Origin of the sequence: Pseudomonas sp. 10C3 (assembly GCF_036346185.1) — a bacterium.
Lineage (GTDB): Bacteria > Pseudomonadota > Gammaproteobacteria > Pseudomonadales > Pseudomonadaceae > Aquipseudomonas.
In genome coordinates this window covers 141778-161804 of record NZ_JASJVE010000005.1, presented here as the reverse complement: position 1 = coordinate 161804, position 20027 = coordinate 141778, and the positions used below count along the sequence as shown (strand labels likewise).

Annotated in this window: 16 protein-coding genes and 1 pseudogene; 2 read left to right on the top strand and 15 right to left on the bottom strand. The window is 57.4% G+C overall.

Translation table 11 applies throughout. From position 1 onward, the window contains the following. Positions 1-18: 18 nt before the first annotated feature. The 3 genes and pseudogenes from QN399_RS06680 to QN399_RS06670 all read right to left on the bottom strand — a co-directional run. Positions 19-1236 carry an MFS transporter gene (locus QN399_RS06680; RefSeq protein WP_330200733.1) on the bottom strand — a complete coding sequence of 406 codons (1218 nt, stop codon included), beginning with the start codon at positions 1234-1236 and terminating at the stop codon, positions 19-21. A gap of 154 nt (positions 1237-1390) precedes the next feature. Beyond that, entirely contained in the window at positions 1391-2980 is a 1590-nt protein-coding gene (locus QN399_RS06675; protein ID WP_322179396.1) for an ABC-F family ATPase, read from the bottom strand. Between the two features lie 20 nt (positions 2981-3000). Further along, a pseudogene (locus QN399_RS06670) lies at positions 3001-3366 on the bottom strand (site-specific integrase); the annotation flags it as partial. A 544-nt stretch (positions 3367-3910) separates the two neighbouring features. Between QN399_RS06670 and lpxO the strand changes: the two are divergent. Next, complete coding sequence (gene lpxO / locus QN399_RS06665; RefSeq protein WP_322179395.1) at positions 3911-4810, top strand: lipid A hydroxylase LpxO; 900 nt, start codon at positions 3911-3913, stop codon at positions 4808-4810. Between the two features lie 79 nt (positions 4811-4889). Here the strand turns inward: lpxO and QN399_RS26795 are convergent, their stop codons facing one another. Together QN399_RS26795 and QN399_RS06660 are read right to left on the bottom strand one after the other, a co-directional pair. Next, positions 4890-5039: a hypothetical protein gene (locus QN399_RS26795; protein WP_369124882.1), complete on the bottom strand. Its 150-nt coding sequence runs from the start codon at positions 5037-5039 to the stop codon at positions 4890-4892. Between the two features lie 137 nt (positions 5040-5176). Then, the gene (locus tag QN399_RS06660) at positions 5177-5452 is read right to left on the bottom strand and encodes a peptidylprolyl isomerase (protein WP_322179394.1); all 276 of its coding nucleotides are present in this window, start codon (positions 5450-5452) and stop codon (positions 5177-5179) included. Positions 5453-5659: 207 nt separating this feature from the next. Here QN399_RS06660 and QN399_RS06655 point away from each other — a divergent pair, with 207 nt between their 5' ends. Beyond that, positions 5660-6838: a PilT/PilU family type 4a pilus ATPase gene (locus tag QN399_RS06655; protein ID WP_322179393.1), complete on the top strand. Its 1179-nt coding sequence runs from the start codon at positions 5660-5662 to the stop codon at positions 6836-6838. A 12-nt stretch (positions 6839-6850) separates the two neighbouring features. Here the strand turns inward: QN399_RS06655 and QN399_RS06650 are convergent, their stop codons facing one another. From QN399_RS06650 to QN399_RS06605, 10 genes are all read right to left on the bottom strand, one after another. After that, positions 6851-8806: an acetoacetate--CoA ligase gene (locus tag QN399_RS06650; protein ID WP_330200732.1), complete on the bottom strand. Its 1956-nt coding sequence runs from the start codon at positions 8804-8806 to the stop codon at positions 6851-6853. Between the two features lie 12 nt (positions 8807-8818). Further along, positions 8819-9589 (bottom strand): 3-hydroxybutyrate dehydrogenase, encoded by a 771-nt coding sequence (locus QN399_RS06645; RefSeq protein WP_322179391.1) that lies wholly within the window; start codon positions 9587-9589, stop codon positions 8819-8821. Positions 9590-9599: 10 nt separating this feature from the next. Then, the gene (locus tag QN399_RS06640; protein ID WP_322179390.1) at positions 9600-10991 is read right to left on the bottom strand and encodes a GntP family permease; all 1392 of its coding nucleotides are present in this window, start codon (positions 10989-10991) and stop codon (positions 9600-9602) included. A gap of 271 nt (positions 10992-11262) precedes the next feature. Next, positions 11263-12678 carry a sigma 54-interacting transcriptional regulator gene (locus tag QN399_RS06635; protein WP_330200731.1) on the bottom strand — a complete coding sequence of 472 codons (1416 nt, stop codon included), beginning with the start codon at positions 12676-12678 and terminating at the stop codon, positions 11263-11265. 2 nt (positions 12679-12680) lie between these two features. Then, on the bottom strand, positions 12681-14309 hold the full coding sequence (locus QN399_RS06630) for an ABC transporter ATP-binding protein (protein ID WP_322179388.1): 1629 nt from the start codon (positions 14307-14309) through the stop codon (positions 12681-12683). Continuing rightward, on the bottom strand, positions 14287-15309 hold the full coding sequence (locus tag QN399_RS06625) for an ABC transporter permease (protein WP_322179387.1): 1023 nt from the start codon (positions 15307-15309) through the stop codon (positions 14287-14289). Before QN399_RS06625 ends, QN399_RS06630 begins: the two co-directional genes overlap by 23 nt. Continuing rightward, positions 15309-16382, bottom strand: a complete 1074-nt coding sequence (locus QN399_RS06620; RefSeq protein ID WP_330200730.1) for a microcin C ABC transporter permease YejB — start codon at positions 16380-16382, stop codon at positions 15309-15311. Before QN399_RS06620 ends, QN399_RS06625 begins: the two co-directional genes overlap by 1 nt. Then, complete coding sequence (locus QN399_RS06615; protein WP_330200729.1) at positions 16383-18251, bottom strand: extracellular solute-binding protein; 1869 nt, start codon at positions 18249-18251, stop codon at positions 16383-16385. 290 nt (positions 18252-18541) lie between these two features. After that, positions 18542-18823 carry a peptidylprolyl isomerase gene (locus QN399_RS06610; protein WP_322179384.1) on the bottom strand — a complete coding sequence of 94 codons (282 nt, stop codon included), beginning with the start codon at positions 18821-18823 and terminating at the stop codon, positions 18542-18544. 107 nt (positions 18824-18930) lie between these two features. Beyond that, positions 18931-19812: a triacylglycerol lipase gene (locus QN399_RS06605; RefSeq protein WP_322216050.1), complete on the bottom strand. Its 882-nt coding sequence runs from the start codon at positions 19810-19812 to the stop codon at positions 18931-18933. Positions 19813-20027: the final 215 nt, after the last annotated feature.

Genomic DNA, 20027 nt, shown 5'->3' with positions numbered 1-20027 from the left:
GCGCCGCAGCGCTCATCCTCACTCTCCGTTCTTCACCATGCCATTGCGGCGAGACAGCAGTAGGGTCAGTGACAGGCCTGCCAACGACAGCACTGCTGCAACGAAGAAAATCCACGCATAACCCAGTCCCAGGGCAACGCCGCCCATGACCGGCCCGGCAATGGCCAGCGCCAGGTCGAAGAACACTGCATATGCACTCAAACCCGCGCCCCGACTGGCGGTCGGTACCTGTTTGATTGCCTCGACACCCAGCGCCGGGTAGACCAGCGACAGGCCGAAACCAGTCAGCCCTGCACCGATCAGAGCGACTGCGGTCGTGGGTGAGATCCACAGCAATGTCAGGCCGAGGGTTTCGATGGACATACAGGCCATGGCGGCATTGAAACCGCCAAATCGGTTGATCGCGTTGATGAAAACCAGTCGCGAGAGGATAAAACAAACGCCGAAGACCGTCAGACAATACGCCGCGCCGTGCCAGCCTCGGCTTAGGTAGAACAGCGTGATAAACGTGGTTAGGGTGCCGTAGCCAATGGAGGCCAGGGTCAGGCTCAGGCCGAATGGAGCCACCCGGCCAAACACCGACCAGAAGGGTAGGCGTTCACCATGGATCACGGGTACTGACGGTTTGTTGCGAATCAACACCAAGGCCAGCAACGAGACAATAGACAAGGCAACTCCCAGGCTGGCAAAGCCCAGGCTGTCGACCATCACCACACCGACCGGCGCGCCGATGGCGATAGCGCCGTACGACGCAATACCGTTCCAGGAAATCGCCCGCGCAGTGTGCCCCATACCGACTTGGCCGATGCACCAACTGATTGTGCCCACGCCGATCAGTCCTTGTGCCACGCCAAGAAACACACGGCCGATGATCAGTATCGTCAGGCTCACTATGGGCATGCTGTCGAGCAGTGTCGCTAGCAAGGTCAGCAGACCACTGACGGCAATGCCCGACAGACCATACACAATCGCGCGTTTGGTGCCGATGCTGTCTGCAACACGCCCAGCCAAGGGCCGACTGAGCAGCGTTGCCAGGTACTGTGAGCCGATGGTCCCCCCGGCGATGACCGTGCTGAAACCCAATTGATCGTGGACGTAACCTGGTATCACTGCGATTGGCAGGCCGATGCATAGGAAGGCAATGAAGGTATAGAACACGATGGAGACGATCTGCAGAGTGATCGACATGGAGCTGGATGATTGAGTCTGGAGGTGCGGAGATTGTACGGCAGACATGGGGCTCGTTCGCTGGCAGGCGGGTGGAGAACGCCATCATCGCCTGAGCAGGGGATAAAAGGAAGCAGGCTAACGATTGTCTGATGCTCATGCTCACCAGAACGAAAAAGCCCCGTCACAGGGACAGGGCTTCTCTCACAGCGTTGACGCTAAATCAGAACACGACGCCTTGACTACGCAGGTAGTCATCGTAGGTGCCGCTGAAGTCGACAACACCGCTTGGGCTCAGCTCGATGATGCGAGTGGCCAGCGACGATACGAATTCACGGTCATGGCTGACGAAGATCAGCGTGCCAGGGTAGTTTTCCAGGGCCAGGTTCAGCGCCTCGATGGATTCCATGTCCAAGTGGTTGGTCGGTTCGTCCATGATCAGTACGTTCGGCTTTTGCAGGATCAGCTTGCCGAACAACATACGACCTTGTTCACCACCGGAAATCACTTTCACCGACTTGAGGATATCGTCGGCGGAGAACAGCATGCGGCCCAGTGTGCCGCGAACTACTTGCTCGCCACCTTGGGTCCAGCGGCCCATCCATTCAAATAGATTGGCCTCATCTTCGAAGTCAGACGCGTGATCCTGAGCGTAGTAGCCCAGCTCGGCAGCGTCGGTCCACTTGACCGTACCGGCATCGGGCGACAGCTCATTGACCAGCGTGCGCAGCAGGGTGGTTTTACCGATACCGTTCGGGCCGATGATTGCTACGCGCTCGCCGGCTTCAACGGTGAAGCTGAAGTCCTTGAACAGAGGCTTGCCATCGAAACCTTTAGCCATGCGCTCAACAATGACCGCCTGACGGTGCAGCTTTTTGTTCTGTTCGAAACGAATGAACGGGCTGACCCGGCTTGAAGGTTTGACCTCGGCCAGATGGATCTTGTCGATCTGCTTGGCGCGGGAGCTGGCCTGCTTGGATTTCGAGGCGTTGGCCGAGAAGCGGCTGACGAACGATTGCAGTTCGTTGATCTGCGCTTTCTTCTTGGCGTTGTCCGACAGCAATTGCTCGCGGGACTGGGTCGCCACGGTCATGTATTCGTCATAGTTACCCGGGAACAGACGCAGTTCGCCGTAATCGAGGTCGGCCATGTGCGTGCAGACACTGTTCAGGAAGTGCCTATCGTGGGAAATGATGATCATGAGGCTATTGCGCTGGGTCAGAATGTTTTCCAGCCAGCGGATGGTGTTGATGTCCAAGTGGTTGGTCGGTTCGTCGAGCAACAGCACTTCTGGATTGGAGAACAATGCCTGCGCCAGCAATACGCGCAGTTTCCAGCCCGGCGACACTTCGCTCATCGGACCGTTGTGTTGTTCGATACCGATACCCAGGCCCAGCAGCAGCTCGCCAGCGCGGGATTCGGCGGTGTAGCCGTCCATTTCAGCGAACTCGGTTTCCAGCTCAGCCACGGCCATGCCGTCAGCTTCCGTCATTTCCGGCAGCGAGTAGATGCGGTCGCGCTCGGCCTTGACCTTCCACAGCTCTTCGTGACCCATGATCACGGTATCGATCACGGTGAATTCTTCGTAGGCGAACTGGTCTTGGCGCAACTTGCCCAGACGCACGTTCGGCTCCAGCATCACCTGCCCACCCGAAGGCTCCAGATCATCGCCGAGGATCTTCATAAAGGTAGACTTGCCGCAACCGTTGGCACCGATAAGGCCATAACGGTTACCGCCGCTAAACTTGACCGAGACATTCTCGAACAAGGGTTTTGCGCCGAATTGCATGGTGATGTTAGCTGTGGAGATCAATTACCTTACCTTTCAATAGCTTAGGATTGACTGGTTTGCGCTGATACCGGTTTGATACCAATGTTGAGCTTTTCGAGCTCACTCCAGTCAGAGCTTGAGTTGATCCAGCGCGCATGGGTTGACAGCAACATTTGGACGCTGTGGCCAAGCTGCTGAGAGATGAATGCGGGATTCATGCCGGACATTGAGCATATTGTCGCATATGTGTGACGGCAGTTGTACGGAGGCCGGTAGCGGATTTTCAGCTCAGCCAACGTTGGCCTCCATTGTTTGTGGACGTCAGAGGTCTGTTTTACGTACTCGCTGTTCTTCGAAGGCGGGAAGAAATACGGCGTCTCCTTGATTTCCCCCTTGCCGTTTTTTCGACGGTCGGCGTATTGCACTGACGAAATCAATGTTCTTCAGGCTACGCTAAGCAACGATCCAGATAAGAGGCTCACCTCTGTTCTCTGGGGAATTGAATTTATTGGAGAGCATGTATTTCTCATTGATTACTGCCTAGGCATTGCGGATTTTTGCACCTGTCGTAGTGGGGCTGACGAGATATTTCCACTGTAAGGTTGCAAGCGATCAGCGATCAGGCATGAGCGTACTCGCACGGGGGCTCTTAACCTCTCGTTGTACCTGATGATGCCCCATAGTCTTCGTATGCGGGGGGGCTGATCGTTAGCGTATGCGGTGTGATAGCTGCAAGTGGTGGCCATGACGTCTGCCATTTGAAACATTGAATGAGGCCTAGCATGGCTTTGTGACAAACAGGCTATGGCCTCTGCGACTTAAGTCTGAAGTAGTGGAAAGTCGTCGTCAGGGTGTTTTAATCTTGCGCATCCGCTGCGCCTGATGTGACACGCCCCGACCTTTTTTTGTTAATCGGGCTGGTAACTTGAGTGCACGCAGGACAGCGTATTCCCTGGATCTGTGACCACACCTGTGAAACCTATCATTATTGCTGTTTATGTTTTTTCGATTGCCTATGTACACTTGCGCGGCAACGTTCGGCACAAGCTGGGCCGTCAACTGAGCGACCATTCCAGCTTCCTGGCGCCGGTGAACTGCTTCCTTTACTTGTTTTCCAAGGTGCCCAGCAAACCCTACCTGCAAACGAGCGATTTCCCGGAGTTGCAGCCATTGCAGGACCATTGGGAAGAGATCAGAGAGGAAGCGCTTAACCTGTTGCGCGCTGGAGAAATCAAACGCTCCGAACAACCCAACGATGTGGGTTTCAACTCATTTTTTAAAACAGGCTGGAAGCGTTTTTACCTTAAGTGGTACGGCGATAATCATCCGTCGGCTATCGAATTGTGCCCTCGCACCATTGAGTTGCTCAACCGCATCGGCACGGTCAAGGCCGCGATGTTTGCAGAGCTTCCGCCCGGCTCGAAGCTGGTTCGCCATCGTGATCCCTATGCAGGCTCGGTGCGCTACCACTTGGGGCTGCAAACACCTAATGACCCCAAGTGCTACATCAGTGTTGATGGCCAGAACTATCATTGGTGTGACGGCGAGGGCGTAATGTTTGATGAAACCTTTATTCATTACGCCGAAAACGCCACTCAGCAAAACCGTATCATTCTGTTCTGTGATGTGGAACGGCCCATGAAGTATCGCTGGGCTGCAGCTTTTAACCGGTGGTTCAGCCGTACGGTTTTGGCTGCTGCCAGTTCGCCCAACGGCGCAGACGATAGAGTGGGTGGGCTGAACCGTGCATTTACCAAAATTTACAGCCTTCGTCAGCGTGGTAAAGCACTTAAAAGGCGCAATCGTACGCGCTACTACTTGGAAAAATGGGCGATCTTTGGTGGGTTGCTGACCTTGTTTTTATTGATTTAAGTCTTTGGCGGTAGACGTGGACCTTGAGCGCGGTGATTGATGCCGTGCTCAATCCCAATACCTTGGGCGCTTGTAGTGGTCAACTAATCCCGGACACGACGTTAAGTTTTTCTTCGGCCCGAGCTGGACCGCCACTGTAATATCGCTGCTGCCATCTGCCCACCTGGGTTGAATTGCCCAGATTGAAAACCACAGCCGTCTGCCGAAACGACAGCTTCTCACGCCACATGGGCTGAAGAACCGATAGCTTGAACTGCTTTGAATATTTGCCCATGAAAAAACACCCCAGAGATTGGATGGATGTCCAACTTTTGGGGCGCAGTTCATCTTGAGAGAGCGAAGGCGTCAGCTCTGGCGCAGCCCTTCTCAATCCCGATAAAATACTTGGACCAAGTGATAACCAAACTTACTCTTGACCGGCCCATGCACGACGCGCAGCGGCTTTTTGAAGATGATCTGATCGATGATGCCGACCATTTGTCCTGGGCGAACTTCACCCAGGTCTCCGCCGCGCTTGCCAGAAGGGCAGGTTGAGTATTTTTTGGCCAACACGTCGAACGCTTCGCCTTTGGCAATACGCTGCTTGAGTTGTTCGGCATCTTCGGCGGTTTTCACCAGAATATGGCGGGCGAGAGCTTTCATGTCGCGGGGCAGTCCTGGAAAAATCGGTGGCTATTATGCCTGTCCTTGGCGCCAATTGATCATTTCCTCAGACTTGTCCGTCAGAACACTCATATCGATTTGCGCCGGAAGCGTTATCAATTCAAGCTAGGGGCCATCAGACAGGTACCCAAGCTGCCTTAACTCCTGGCAAGCGTTCATTTACCCTATTTCGTGCGGATGCTGCTCATGGATTTCCCGGCGCTGTTGAAAATTCTGGCCAGCCAGGACGGATCGGACCTCTACCTGTCGACCGGCGCACCTCCCTGCGCCAAATTCAATGGCGTGCTCAGGCCCCTGAGCACCGAAGCCCTGAAGGGCGGAGAGGTAGCGACAGTCGCCGCCAGCATCATGGACTCGGAGCAAAAGCTTGAGTTCGAGCGTGAGCTGGAAATGAACCTGGCGGTGTCGCTGGCCGGCATCGGTCGTTTTCGGATCAACATTTTCAAGCAACGCAACGAAGTCTCGATCGTGGCGCGCAACATCAAGCTGGACATTCCTCGCTTCGAAGACTTGCACCTGCCGCCGATCCTCCTCGATGTCGTGATGGAAAAACACGGCCTGGTCCTGTTCGTCGGTGCCACGGGTTCGGGTAAGTCCACGTCGTTGGCGGCCTTGATCGACTACCGTAATCGCAATAGCAGCGGCCATATCATCACCATCGAAGACCCGGTGGAATATATCCATCGGCACAAAAAATCGATCATCAATCAACGCGAAGTGGGTGTGGACACCCGGAGCTTTCACGCCGCCTTGAAGAACACTTTGCGCCAAGCGCCGGATGTGATTCTGATCGGTGAAATTCGTGACCGGGAGACCATGGAGCATGCCCTGGCCTTTGCCGATACCGGTCACTTGGCGATTTCGACTTTGCACGCCAACAACGCCAACCAGGCGCTGGACCGGATCATCAACTTCTTCCCGGAAGAGCGGCGCCAGCAGCTGTTGCATGATTTGGGTAACAACCTCAAAGCATTCGTTTCTCAGCGGCTGGTCAAGACCCTGGATGGCAAACGACGGGCCGCTGTCGAAGTGATGCTGGGCACGCCGACCATTCGCGACCTCATTCAACGCAATGAGCTGGGCGAGCTCAAAGGCATCATGGAGAAGTCGGTCAACCTCGGCATGCAAACGTTCGACAGCGCGTTGTTCGATCTGGTGATCGAGGGCGTCATCAGTGAAGAGGAAGCCCTGACGAATGCCGACTCCATGAATAACGTGCGTCTGCGCCTCAAACTGCACCGCGAAAATGGCCCTGCGACACAAATAACATCAGCCCCGGCGGCGCCCGAACCGGCCGCCGAAGTGGATGTTGCAAACTGGGGGCTGGTGGATGAAAGGGACGACGGTGGCCCGCGTCGCGGCTGATCGACTGGCGAGTTAGCTGTTCAGCTCGTCTCGATTCCGAAACTGCTCCAGCGCGTGTGGATTGGCCAGCGCATCGGTATTCTTCACCGGCTGGCCATGTACCACATTACGTACCGCCAACTCGACGATCTTGCCGCTGATGGTACGGGGGATGTCAGTGACAGCGACAATTTTGGTGGGTACATGGCGTGGGGTAGTGTTGGCGCGGATCACCTGACGGATCATCTGCTCCAGCTCTGGCGTCAAGTGCAGCCCGTCCTGCAGGCGGACGAACAGCACCACACGCACATCGTCTTTCCAGCGCTGGCCAATAGCGATGCTCTCCAGCACCTGCTCGACTTTTTCTACCTGGCGGTAAATTTCTGCGGTGCCTATGCGCACGCCGCCGGGGTTGAGCACGGCGTCCGAGCGCCCGTGAATGATCATGCTTCCGCGCTCGGTTTCTTCGGCATAGTCGCCATGCGCCCAGACGCCGGGGAACTGGGTGAAATAGGTCGCCAGGAGTTTTTCTTGCTGTGGGTCGTTCCAGAAGCCGATGGGGATCGCTGGAAAGTGCCGGGTGCAGACCAGTTCACCTTTCTCGCCGATCACTCGCTGCCCATCGTCATTCCAGACCTCTACCGCCATGCCCAGGCTTTTGCACTGCATTTCGCCACGATACACGGGCAATACCGGGTTACCGATGACGAAGCAGGACACGATGTCGGTGCCGCCGGAAATCGACGACAGGCACAGGCCTTCCTTTATTTCGCGGTAAACGTAATCGTAACTGCTCGCCGCCAACGGTGAGCCCGTGGACAGCAGGGTCTTTAGTCGCGTCAGGCGATGGGTTAAACGCGGCTGGATCGCGTGCCTTTCCAGTTCCGCGAGGTATTTGGCACTGGTGCCGAATACGCTGATGTTTTCATCGTCGATCAAGTCCATCAGCCGTTGCGGTCCAGGGTAAAACGGTGAACCGTCGTAAAGGACGACCGTCGCCCCCAACGCCAGGCCCGAGACCAGCCAGTTCCACATCATCCAGCCGCAAGTGGTGTAGTAGAACAGGCAATCGTCACGTCCCATATCGGCGTGCAGGCCCTGTTCTTTGACGTGCTGCAACAGCACGCCGCCCGCGCTGTGGATGATGCATTTGGGCACGCCGGTGGTGCCGCTCGAATAAAGGATATACAGCGGGTGGGCAAAAGGCACCGCAACGAAGTAGGGTTCGCCACCGACGGAGTAGAAGTCATCCCATAGCGCCACGTTGGCCGGTGTCTGGAAATCCTCCACTCGGGCTTCCGGGCGAGCGTAGGGCACGATGATCAGCTGCTGCAGAGAGGGCAGTCGTTCGAGGATTTCATTGATCTTGGCAGTCTGGTCAATGGATTTGCCAGCATAGTGATAGCCCGCACAAGTGAGCAGGACTTTCGGTTCAATCTGACCAAAGCGATCGATTACGCCCTGGGTGCCGAAGTCCGGGGATGAGCAGGACCAGATCGCCCCCAGGCTGGTGGTGGCAAGCATGGCGACCAATGTCTGCCAGGTGTTGGGCAGACAGGCCGCCACGCGGTCGCCCACGCCAACACCCACAGCCCGCAAGCTTTGTTGCAAGCCAGCGACATGCGCGGCGAGTTCGGCGTAGGTCAACTGCATCCGCTGGCCATCTTCACTCACGGAAATCACCGCCGGGTAATCATCGCGACGGCGCAGCAGGTGTTCGGCGAAATTCAGCGTTGCGCCTGGGAACCACTGGGCGCTAGGCATCTGCGCACCTTCGATAAGTACGGCGCTGGGCCGCGTGTGGAATTCGATGCCGAAGACATCGACAATCGCCTGCCAAAAGTGTTCTCGCTGGTCGATACTCCACTGATGGAGTGCCGGGTAATCACGCAACTCAAGGCCGTGGCGCTGATTGATGAAACGCCGAAAGGCGTCCATGCGCGTGGCACCAATTCGCTGCGCGCTTGGGGTCCAGAGTGCTTCAGTCATGGTCCGCTCCGTTTACTGCGCCAACCAGCCGCCATCGATGTTCCACGCAGCACCACGCACCTGGTTCCCGGCTTCACTGCAGAGGAACAGCACCAGCTCGCCCAGTTGCGGCGGCGTGACGAACTCCAGCGAAGGTTGCTTCTCCGCCAGCAAATCATGCTTGGCTTTTTCCAGGTCGCCATCAACGGCGCCGCGGGCGTCGATTTGTTGCTGCACCAACGGCGTCAGCACCCAGCCGGGGCAAATCGCGTTGCAAGTAACATTGCTGGCAGCGGTTTCCAGCCCGACCACTTTGGTCAAGCCGATCACCCCATGCTTGGCGGCGACATAGGCGGCCTTGCCGGTTGAGCCCACCAGACCATGCACTGACGCGATGTTGACGATGCGCCCCCATCCCTTGGTGCGCATTCCCGGCAGGCACAGGCGGGTGCTGTGGAATACGGATGACAGGTTGATCGCGATGATCGAGTCCCAGCGCTCCACCGGGAACTCTTCCACCGGGGCCACATACTGGATACCCGCGTTGTTGATCAGAATATCGACGCCACCGAACTCGCGCTCGGCGTAGGCGATCATGTCGGCGATCTGTGCGGGGTCGCTGACATCCGCCGGATGGTGGCCGACCTTGCCGCCAAACTGTCTGACCTCGGCCAGTACGGTAGAGGCATCGCCGAAGCCGTTGAGTATCAGGTTGGCGCCCGCTTTGGCCAGGCTCAGAGCAATGCCCAGGCCGATGCCGCTGGTGGAGCCGGTGACCAGTGCGGTTTTTCCTTGAAGACTCATGTGCAATTCCTCAAACGATGCCGGTGGCGTAGAAAGTGCCGATCACAACGAAGACCGCCAATGTTTTGATAATCGTGATGCTGAATATGTCCCGGTAGGCCTCGCGGTGAGTCAAGCCGGTAACCGCCAGCAAGGTAATCACTGCGCCGTTGTGTGGCAGGGTGTCCATGCCGCCGCTGGCCATGGAGGCCACGCGGTGCAGCACTTCCAGAGGGATGTTTGCCGCGTGGGCCGCCGCGATAAAGCTGTCGGACATGGCCGCCAGTGCGATGCTCATGCCGCCCGAGGCCGAACCGGTGATGCCTGCCAGTAGCGTCACGGTGATGGCTTCATTGACCAGCGGGTTGGGAATGCTTTTCAGCCAATCGGCGAGTACCAGGAACCCCGGCAGGGACGCAATCACCGCACCAAAGCCGTATTCCGACGCCGTGTTCATCGCCGCGAGCAGTGCGCCGCCGACTGCGCTTCTGCTGCCTTCGGCCAGCTTGCCGCGAATGGCGTTAAAGCCGAACGCCAACACCGCCAGAATGCCGATCAGCAGGGCCGCTTCAACCGCCCAGATCGCGGTCAGTTTGGCGATTTCGGTTTGCACCGGTGTCGCCATGCCTGGCAGGCTGAGGGTGTGGGTCTTGCCATACCACTGTGGAATCCAACGGGTGAATAGCAGGTTCATGATGCCCACCAGCAATAGCGGCGACAGCGCGATCCATGGGTTGGGCAGCTTGATGTTCTCGGCGGTTTCCGGCTCGTTGCGCAATTCGGTGCCGTAGCCTTCGCCAGCGCGCTGAGCCTTGTTGCGTTGGCGCTGCAAATACAGCATGCCGGTGCAGAACACGAACAGCGTGCCGACCAACCCCAGCCACGGTGCAGCCCAGGCGGTGGTGTTGAAGAAGGTCGTGGGGATGATGTTCTGGATCTGCGGGGTGCCGGGCAGGGCGTCCATGGTGAAGGAAAACGCACCCAGGGCGATGGTGGCTGGAATCAAGCGTTTGGGAATATCGCTCTGGCGGAACATCTCGGCAGCAAACGGATACACCGCGAACACCACCACGAACAGGGAAACACCGCCGTAGGTGAGCAGGGCGCAGACCAGTACGATCACCAACATGGCCTGTCGTGTGCCCAGCAACCGAATGGCAGCGGCGACAATAGAGCGGGAGAATCCCGACAGCTCGATCAATTTGCCGAACACGGCACCGAGCAGAAAGACGGGGAAGTAGAGTTTGACGAAGCCGACCATTTTTTCCATGAACACCCCGCTAAACGCAGGGGCTACGGCCGAAGGATCGGTCAACAACACCGCGCCGAGGGCGGCAATGGGGGCGAAGAGGATAACGCTATAGCCACGGTATGCAGCGAGCATCAACAGCCCGAGGGCCGCTAAGGCGATGATTACACTCATTGAGTGTCTCCTGTTGTTATTGTTTTTTTTGAGCTGCGGGCAAGCCCGCGCTGGCAATAGGTGTAGCGAGTTTCGTGCCATGTTTCTAAGTGCATGAATTTATTGGATTTTTATCTAGCATGAAAATGAAGGCGATCTTTTGTATCTCAAAACAGAGACATCGCGGGCAAGCCCACTCCTACAATTGATCGTTTTTTTATGTAAGAGCGCACTTACGCGCGATGAAGACCATTCATGCAACGTGCATCTCACTAAAGAGACTAAAGTCTCTTTAGTGAGACTCTGCAATCCCCAACGCTGTCATTTTTTTGTATAGCGTAGAACGTCCCAGTCCAAGCTGCTTGGCCGCTTCAATGACATTTCCCTTACAGCGCGACAGTGTCGATTCAATCAATTGCCGATCAAATCGCTCACGGGCAGCACTGAACGTTTCTAATTCAGCAGGGCCTGGTTGAGGTATCGCAGGTGTGCTCACTGGAACAAGGGTGCCAATGGCAGCCCGGATCTCGTTGGCATCGAGGATCAGGTCGTCGCTTAGTAAGGCGGCGCGCTCCAGGACGTTTTGCAGCTCGCGAATATTGCCTGGCCAGGCATGCTGGCTGAGCAGGGCGAGGGCCTCATGGTCCAGCTCGTGCTGGCTGCGCAGTTCCTCCAGAATGGCTTCGCTGAGCGCAGGCAGATCGTCCAGGCGATCTCGCAACGGTGGAACCTTGATGGGCAGGACGCTCAGGCGGTAATACAGGTCGGCGCGAAACTCGCCACGCTTGATTGCCGCTTCAAGGTCGGTAGAGGTCGCCGCGATCAGTCGGATATCGCTCTGAATCACCTCATTGGAACCCACCGGTTCGTATTCCTTTTCTTGCAGTACCCGTAGCAGTTTGCTTTGCAGGGGCAATGGCATGTCACCGATTTCATCGAGAAACAGCGTGCCACCTTGGGCGATCTTCAGCTTGCCGGGCCGACCTTTGCGGTCAGCACCCGTAAACGCGCCGGGAGCGGTGCCGAAGAACTCGGCTTCCAGCAGGGTTTCCGGAATGGCTGCGCTGTTGATGCTGACGAAGGCTTTGTGTGCCCTGGGTGAAGCACTGTGGATGGCGTGTGCGAGCAGCTCTTTGCCGGTGCCGGTTTCGCCCAGCAACAAAACCGGTGACTCGGCACTCGCGCTACGTCGGGCCCGGCGTTTGACTTCCAGGCTGGCTGTGCTGGTGCCGATAAAGTGCGCGAAGCTGTATTTGGCTTGACGTGCCTGCAGCAAGGAGCGGGTGGAGGCTAGCTCTTCTTGCATGCTCAGGTAGCGTTTGAGCAGGGGCGATAGGGCGTGCAGTTCGTCAAACAGGGCAAAACCAATGGCGCCAATCACCGCACCGGCATCGTCATGGATCGGTAGGCGCATAACCACTAATGGGTCCTTGGCCGTGTCCATCATATCCAACAGAACGGGTCGGCCGGTGTTGACTACCTCGCGCAGCAGGCTACCGGGGATGACGCTTTCACAGGGTTGGCCGACCGCCAGACCTGCATCTTGCAGCCCAAAGCGTCGGGCATAACGCTCGTTGATCCAGACGATGCGTGCGTCTTTATCGACGATCACCGTACCTTCACTGGACTGCTCGATAATCTCGAACAATGAACGAATCGCCAACCGTCGCACACGTTGGTAATCCTTGAGGCTGTCACTGTCTTTCATGATCAGGCGAACTCCGGATGCGCCGCCGCCAGTAATTCCTTGGTGTAAGGATGCTGGGGTGAGTCGAATACATCATGGCTGGCACCGCGCTCAACCACTTTGCCGTCCTTGATCACGATCAGGTCGTGGGCAAGGGCCTTGACCACCGCCAGGTCGTGGCTGATGAACAGGTAGGTCAGGCCGTGCTTTTCCTGGAGCTGGCGCAGCAGGGCGACGACCTGTTTCTGCACGGTGCGATCAAGGGCCGAGGTCGGCTCGTCGAGCAGAATCAGAGCGGGCTTGAGCACCAGCGCGCGGGCGATGGCGATGCGCTGGCGCTGCCCGCCGGAAAATTCATGCGGGTAGCGATGACGGCTTTGCGGGTCAAGGCCGACCTCCTCAAGTACCCGAATCACTTCAGCTTCGCACTGCGCTGGACTGAGCTCGCTGTGAACCTCGAGGCCTTCGCTGATGATCTGCTCAACTGACATTCGTGGGCTCAGGCTGCCGTAGGGGTCCTGGAATACCACTTGCATCTGCTTGCGCCATGGCCGCATCTGCTTGTGGTTCAAGCCGTCCAGCGCGTGCCCCTGAAAGCGAATGCTGCCGCGCGACTCGACCAGCCGCAGGATCGCCTGGCCCAACGTGGACTTGCCCGAGCCCGACTCCCCGACGATACCCAGGGTCTTGCCGCGCTGGATGCTGAGGCTGATGTCGTCGACGGCCTTGAGGTATTCCTTATGGCGACCAAAAATGCCGCCGGCCATGGAAAACCACACGCTCAAGTTGTCGACCTGCAGGACTTTCTCACGGCTATCCCGTGGCAGAGGTTCGCCGGCAGGTTCAGCATCGAGCAGCAGTCGGCTGTAAGGGTGCTGTGGATGTTTGAACAGCAGATGGCAGTTGGACTGCTCGACGATCTCACCCGCGCGCATCACGCACACGCGCTGGGCGATGCTGTGCACCAGATTGAGGTCATGGCTGATCAGCAACAGCGACATGTTCAGACGTTGTTGCAGCTCCTTGAGCAGCAGCAGAATCTTGCGCTGCACCGTCACATCAAGGGCCGTGGTTGGCTCGTCGGCAATCAGCAGTTCAGGCTCGCAGGCCAGCGCCATGGCGATCATCACCCGCTGCCGTTGGCCGCCGGACAGTTGATGCGGGTAGGCCTTGAGGCGTTTCTGCGGATGCTGGATGCCCACCAGTTCGAGCAGTTCGAGAATTCGCCATTGGGCTGCCTTGCCGCTCAGGCCCTTGTGCAGCAACAACGTTTCGCCGATCTGTTTGGACACCGTGTGCAAGGGGTTGAGCGAGGTCATCGGCTCTTGGAAAATCATGGCAATGCGGTTACCGCGGAGTTCGCGCAGGGCTTTGTCATCGGCACCGATCAACTGCTGGCCGCGATAACAAATACTCCCCGTGGTCTGCGTGCCGCTTTTGGGCAGCAGTTGCAGGATCGAGTGGGCGGTCACCGACTTGCCCGAGCCTGATTCACCCACCAGCGCCAGGCACTCACCGACTGGGATATCCAGGCTCAGTTTGTTGACCACTGTCTGCCCGTTGAAGGCGACAGTCAGGTCGCGAATTTCAATCAGGTTGTCGGACGTTGCAGACAGAGTGTCTGACATTTCAAGACCTCGGGTCGAAGGCATCGCGCAGCGCTTCGCCAATAAAAACCAGTAGGGACAGGATGAGCGCCAGGGTGAAGAACGCCGTCAGGCCGAGCCAGGGTGCTTGCAGGTTCTGTTTGCCCTGGCCGATCAGTTCGCCCAAAGAGGCACTGCCCGCCGGCATGCCGAACCCGAGAAAATCCAGCGCGGTCAGGGTCGAGATTGCCCCGGTCAAAATAAACGGCAGGTAGCTCAAGGTGGCGTTCATGGCGTTGGGCAGGATATGGCGCATGATCACCTTGCTGTCATCCAGGCCCAGCGCTCGGGCTGCCTTGACGTATTCCAGATTGCGCCCGCGCAGAAATTCGGCGCGCACCACGTCCACCAGAGTCAGCCAGGAGAAGAGCGCCATGATCCCCAAGAGCCACCAGAAATTCGGTTCGACAAACCCCGACAGAATGATCAGCAGATAAAGCACCGGCAGGCCGGACCAGACTTCCAGCAAGCGCTGGCCGATCAAATCAACCCAGCCCCCGTAATAGCCTTGCAGGGCGCCAGCCGCAATGCCGATCAGCGTGCTGATCAAGGTCAGGGCCAAGGCAAACAGGATCGACACTCGCGCCCCGAAAATCACCCGTGCCAGCACGTCGCGCGACTGGTCGTCGGTGCCCAGCCAGTTGGTGGTGGTCGGTGGGCTGGGTGCTGGCCGGGTCAGTTCATAGTTGGGTGTGTCGTCGCTAAAAGGAATGGGCGGGAACAGCATCCAGCCACCCTCCTGGGCAATCAACTTGCGCACGTAGTCGCTTCGGTAATCCGGCTGGAAGGGCAGTTGTCCGCCGAATTCCTGCTCGGTGTAGCGTTTGAATGCCGGGAAATACAACGAATGCTGGTAACTGAGTACCAGCGGTTTGTCGTTGGCGATCAATTCGCCGCCCAGGGTCAGCAGGAACAGCCCGACGAATAGCCATAGCGCCCACCAGCCTCGACGGTTATGGCGAAAGCGATCGAAGCGGCGACGGCCTAGCGGGGAAAGTCTGAACATCAGGCGTTCCTCGCACTGAAATCGATTCGAGGGTCGACCAGCGTGTAGCAGACATCGCCGATCAGTTTTATCACGAGGCCGAACAGGGTAAAGATGAACAGCGAGCCGAATACCACCGGATAGTCCCGCGACACAGCAGCTTCGTAGCTCATGCGGCCCAGGCCATCGAGGGAGAAGATCACTTCGATTAACAGCGAACCGGCGAAAAACACGCTGATGAATGCCTGAGGGATGCCCGCTACCACCAGCAACATGGCGTTGCGGAACACATGGCCGTACAGCACGCGATGCTCGCTTAACCCCTTGGCTCGCGCCGTGACCACGTATTGGCGCGTGACTTCATTGAGAAACGAGTTTTTGGTCAGGATGGTCAGCGTGGCAAAACCGCCGATCACCAGGGAGGCCACCGGCAGTACCAGGTGCCAGAAGTAATCGGCGATCTTGCCCACGGTCGACAACTGCTGAAAGTTTTCTGACACCAGACCGCGCACAGGGAACCAGTTCAATGAGGTTCCTCCGGCGAATACGACCACCAGCAACATGGCAAACAGAAAGGCCGGCATGGCATAGCCGATGATGATGGCGGTGCTGCTCCAGATATCGAAGTGGCTGCCATGTTTGACGGCTTTGCGGATGCCCAGCGGAATCGAGATCAGGTAGGTGATCAGCGTCGCCCACAGCCCGAGCGATATCGAGACGGGCATCTTCTGCAGGATCAGGTCTGTCACTTTGGCGCCGCGAAAGAAGCTGTTGCCAAAATCCAGTTGAGCGTAATTCTTGAGCATCAGCCACAGACGTTCGTGGAGTGGTTTGTCAAAGCCATACTGGCGTTCGATTTCCTTGATCAGCTTGGGATCAAGGCCGCGACTGGCGCGTGAAGGATTGCTGCCGCCGACCGACTCTGCCGCCGCGCCACCGACTGCAGTGCTGGCGCCGCCGATGCCTTGCAGTCGGGCAATCGCCTGTTCTACCGGACCGCCTGGCGCAGCCTGAACGATGAAAAAATTGACCAGCAGGATGCACAACAGTGTGGGGATGATCAGTAGCAACCGTCGCAGCAGATAACCGAGCATTCAATTCACCTCCGCAGGGTTGGCCGAAGCACCGCGCTTGGCCGCGAATTGCTCGTTTGTCAGCGAAGTCGGACTGATTTCCCACCAGGTCTCAATGGCTTCGCCGTTGCTTGCTTGCACGGCCGGAATGCCAAAGCGGTTCCACCAGACGGTGGCCGAGCCGGGCGGGTAATAGTTGGGGATCCAGTAGTAACCCCATTGCAACACCCGATCCAGGGCGTGGGCGTAGTTGACCATGGTCGATTTTTTATCGGCCTTGACCAGATTATTGATCAGGCTGTCGACAGCAGGGTCCTGTAACACCATGTAGTTGCTAGAGCCTGGGTCCTTGGCGCCCTTGGAGCCGAAGCAGTTATATAACTCCGCTCCGGGCGAGGACGACACTGGATAGCCACTGACGATCATGTCGTAATCCCGGGCCATGACTCGATTGAGGTACTGCGCAGCGTCGATGCGGCGGATGTCGAACGTGACACCAATTTGCGCCAGATTGCGCTTGTAAGGCAGCAGCAGTCGCTCGAACCCGGCCTGGCCATTGAGGAAAGTGAAACTCAGTGGTTCGCCAGCAGCGTTGACCAACTTGTCGCCCTTGGGCATCCAGCCCGCTTCTTCCAGCAGACCGAGAGCCTTTAACTGTTTGTCGCGGATGAACCCTGTGCCATCGGTTTTCGACGCCTGGAATACCTGGGTGAACACCTCGTCGGGAACCTGGCCGCGCAATGGCTCGAGAATCTTCAACTCTTCAGCACTGGCGGCATGATCAGCAGCCAGCGGTCCATTGGAGAAGTAACTGCTCTGACGCACATACACGTTGTGCATCATCTGCCGGTTGCTCCACTCGAAATCCCAGAGCATGGACAACGCTTCGCGTACCCGGCGGTCTTGAAACATGGGCCGTTGCAGGTTGAAAACAAACCCCTGCGAGCTCTGTATGGCGCCTTTGGCCAACTGCGCCTTTTGCAGGCGACCATCGCTCAGGGCTGGGCTGTCATAACCGATGGAGTAGCTGGTTGCCGAGTACTCTCGGTTGTAGTCGTAGGCGCCGCCGCGCAGCACTTGGCGGGCAACGTCGATGTCGCCAAAGTATTCGACGCTGAACTGATCGAAGTTATAGAAGCCGCGGTTGACCGGCAGGTCCTTGCCCCACCAGTTCGGGTCGCGTTCGAAAGTGATGCTACGTCCGGCATCGACTTTGCTGACCTTATAGGGGCCGCTGCCCAACGGAATTTCAAAACCGCCACCGTTCGCGAAGTCGCGGGTTTTCCACCAATGCTCGGGGAAAACCGGCAGTGAGGCCAGATCCAAAGGCAGGGTGCGGTTCTCATTGTTTTTGAAGTCGAAGCGGATCTGTGTCGGCGACTCGACCTCGACATTCTTCACTTCTTCGAATTGGGTGCGGTATTGCAGGCTGCCCTGGGTCATCAGCAGATTGAAGGTGTAACGCACATCTTCAGCGGTTATCGGCGTGTCATCAGCGAAGCGCGCATTGGGATTGAGGAAGAAACGCAGGGACAAGCCATCTTCACTGCGCTCCATCTGCTGCGCGACCAAACCGTACACCGTGTAGGGCTCGTCCAGCGAGCGCACTGCGAGGGGGGAGTAGAGCAGGCCGCTGAGTTGCGAGACGCCGGTGCCCTTGTCGATATAGGGCAGCAAGTGGTCGAACTGGCCAATTTCCTGCGCCGAACGACGCATGCTGCCACCTTTGGGGGCATCAGGGTTGACGTAGTCGAAGTGGGTGAATGTGGCCGGGTATTTGGGCTGCTCGCCATAGACGGTCAGGGCATGCTGGGGGGTTGCGGACACGTATTGAAAGCCTGAAATCAAGGCTAGCGTTGCGAAAATCAGTGATGAAAAAACAAAACGCATTGCTCGATCCTGACTGACGTCCGCAAGGGAATGTCAGGGTTAAGGGTAAAAAAACAAGGCCTTGAAGAGACCTGCTGGATCATAGGCTGCATTGTGCCTGGATGCAGAGAGTGAGTAGTCGCGCGGTAACGATGTCACTGACATATGAAGTTGCACAATCTGTTTTTTTGCCCGGTGGCATGAATGGCTTGAATGACCCATGCCATTGGGGAGTGCTGGAGAGGAAGGGAGCACACATAAAAACGGCCCGTCAGGTAGACGGGCCGTTTGAGGCGATCAGCGGCGGACTATCAGTCCTGGCGGCTGGTCACTTCCAGCAAGTGATAACCGAACTGGGTTTTCACTGGGCCTTGTACGACGTTGACTGGCGCGCTGAACACGACAGTGTCGAATTCCTTGACCATCTGGCCTGGACCGAACGAGCCCAGATCGCCGCCTTGACGGCTGGACGGGCAGCTCGAGTTGGCTTTGGCGACTTCGGCGAAATCAGCGCCGCCTTCGATTTGGGTTTTCAGCTCGTTGCACTTTTCTTCGCTGGCAACAAGGATGTGGCGGGCAGTGGCTTTAGCCATGGGAACGTACTCCTGTCAAAAAAAGGAAGAGCCTACCGGATTAAGGAAGGCATTTCTCGCGAAAGTTCCTTCCAGCGTCCCAGCGGTCAGCTTCGCCTTTGGATGTTTTATAAACCTTTGCTTTTAAGCAGCGCGGCGTGTTCCACATAGAGTTTGATCGGGTCGGCACCTTTTCGCACCGCGCCTGCAGTTTGATTCACTGTGTCCAGGTGATCCATCGCATAGTCCGAGCGGATTACCTTGCCCAGGTGCGAGCTGTAACGGCCAACAAAGCCGTCATTTTGCTCTTTCTCGTTCTGGAATAGTTGTGCATAGCTGCGACACGCCAAGTGCAGCGGGTCCACTATGTTATGCCCTTCTTCGAATAGCGTTCCTTTGATGATGCCGCTCCAGGAGTAATAAAACACACCGTCCACCTGCTCCGCGCCTTCACCGCCCCAGGCTGCGGGCAGGCCTTGCGGGTATTTTCGGTTGAACGATGCAACGCCTTCCGTTGTTAGTGCATCAAGCGCTTGCAGGGTGTCTTGCGGCAGTTGGGGATTGCCGCTGAGCAAGGCCAAAAAGTGCGCAAACCCAGCGATCAGGGTATCAGCAACTTTTTCCGGTAGTGTCCCGGGCGTAAATGCCTTACGCAGCTGGTCCGCCAGCTCCGAGCCATGATTGGCGCCGCTGACAGATGTTACGGATGCGATGTGTTCTGGATGGGTCGCGGCGGCATAACGCGCCGCCAGCGGGCCTTGGCTGTGGGCGATCAGATTGACTTTCTGTGAGCCGGTTTGTTCTAGGATGTGGGCGATCTGTACGAGCAGTTGCTCACCACGGACTTCGTTGCTGTGGGCACCGGACAGGGAGGGTACGTACACCCGGGCGCCGGCATTTTCCAGCGCTTCCTTGATACCATGAAAAATGGTGATGTTGCCGATCCGTTCGAAGCCGAACAGGCCGTGGACCAGCAATATGGGGAATTTTGTTGCCGCGTGAGTGTTCATCGTTGACCTGTGTGTTTGCCTGGAATGTGCAAACCACATTAGCTGCAGATGAGCCGTTGCAATGGCCCTGGATTTTGCCCCGGTAGCGGCGGAGACATGGACGCTTGATTCGGTGGTTGATGGCCGGGGCCGGCAGGCTGCGTGGCGTGCAGCGCCATACAGCTCCACCGGCTCTTGTTTCGGAGAACGTCCGGGAGGATTCCCCACAACCTGTG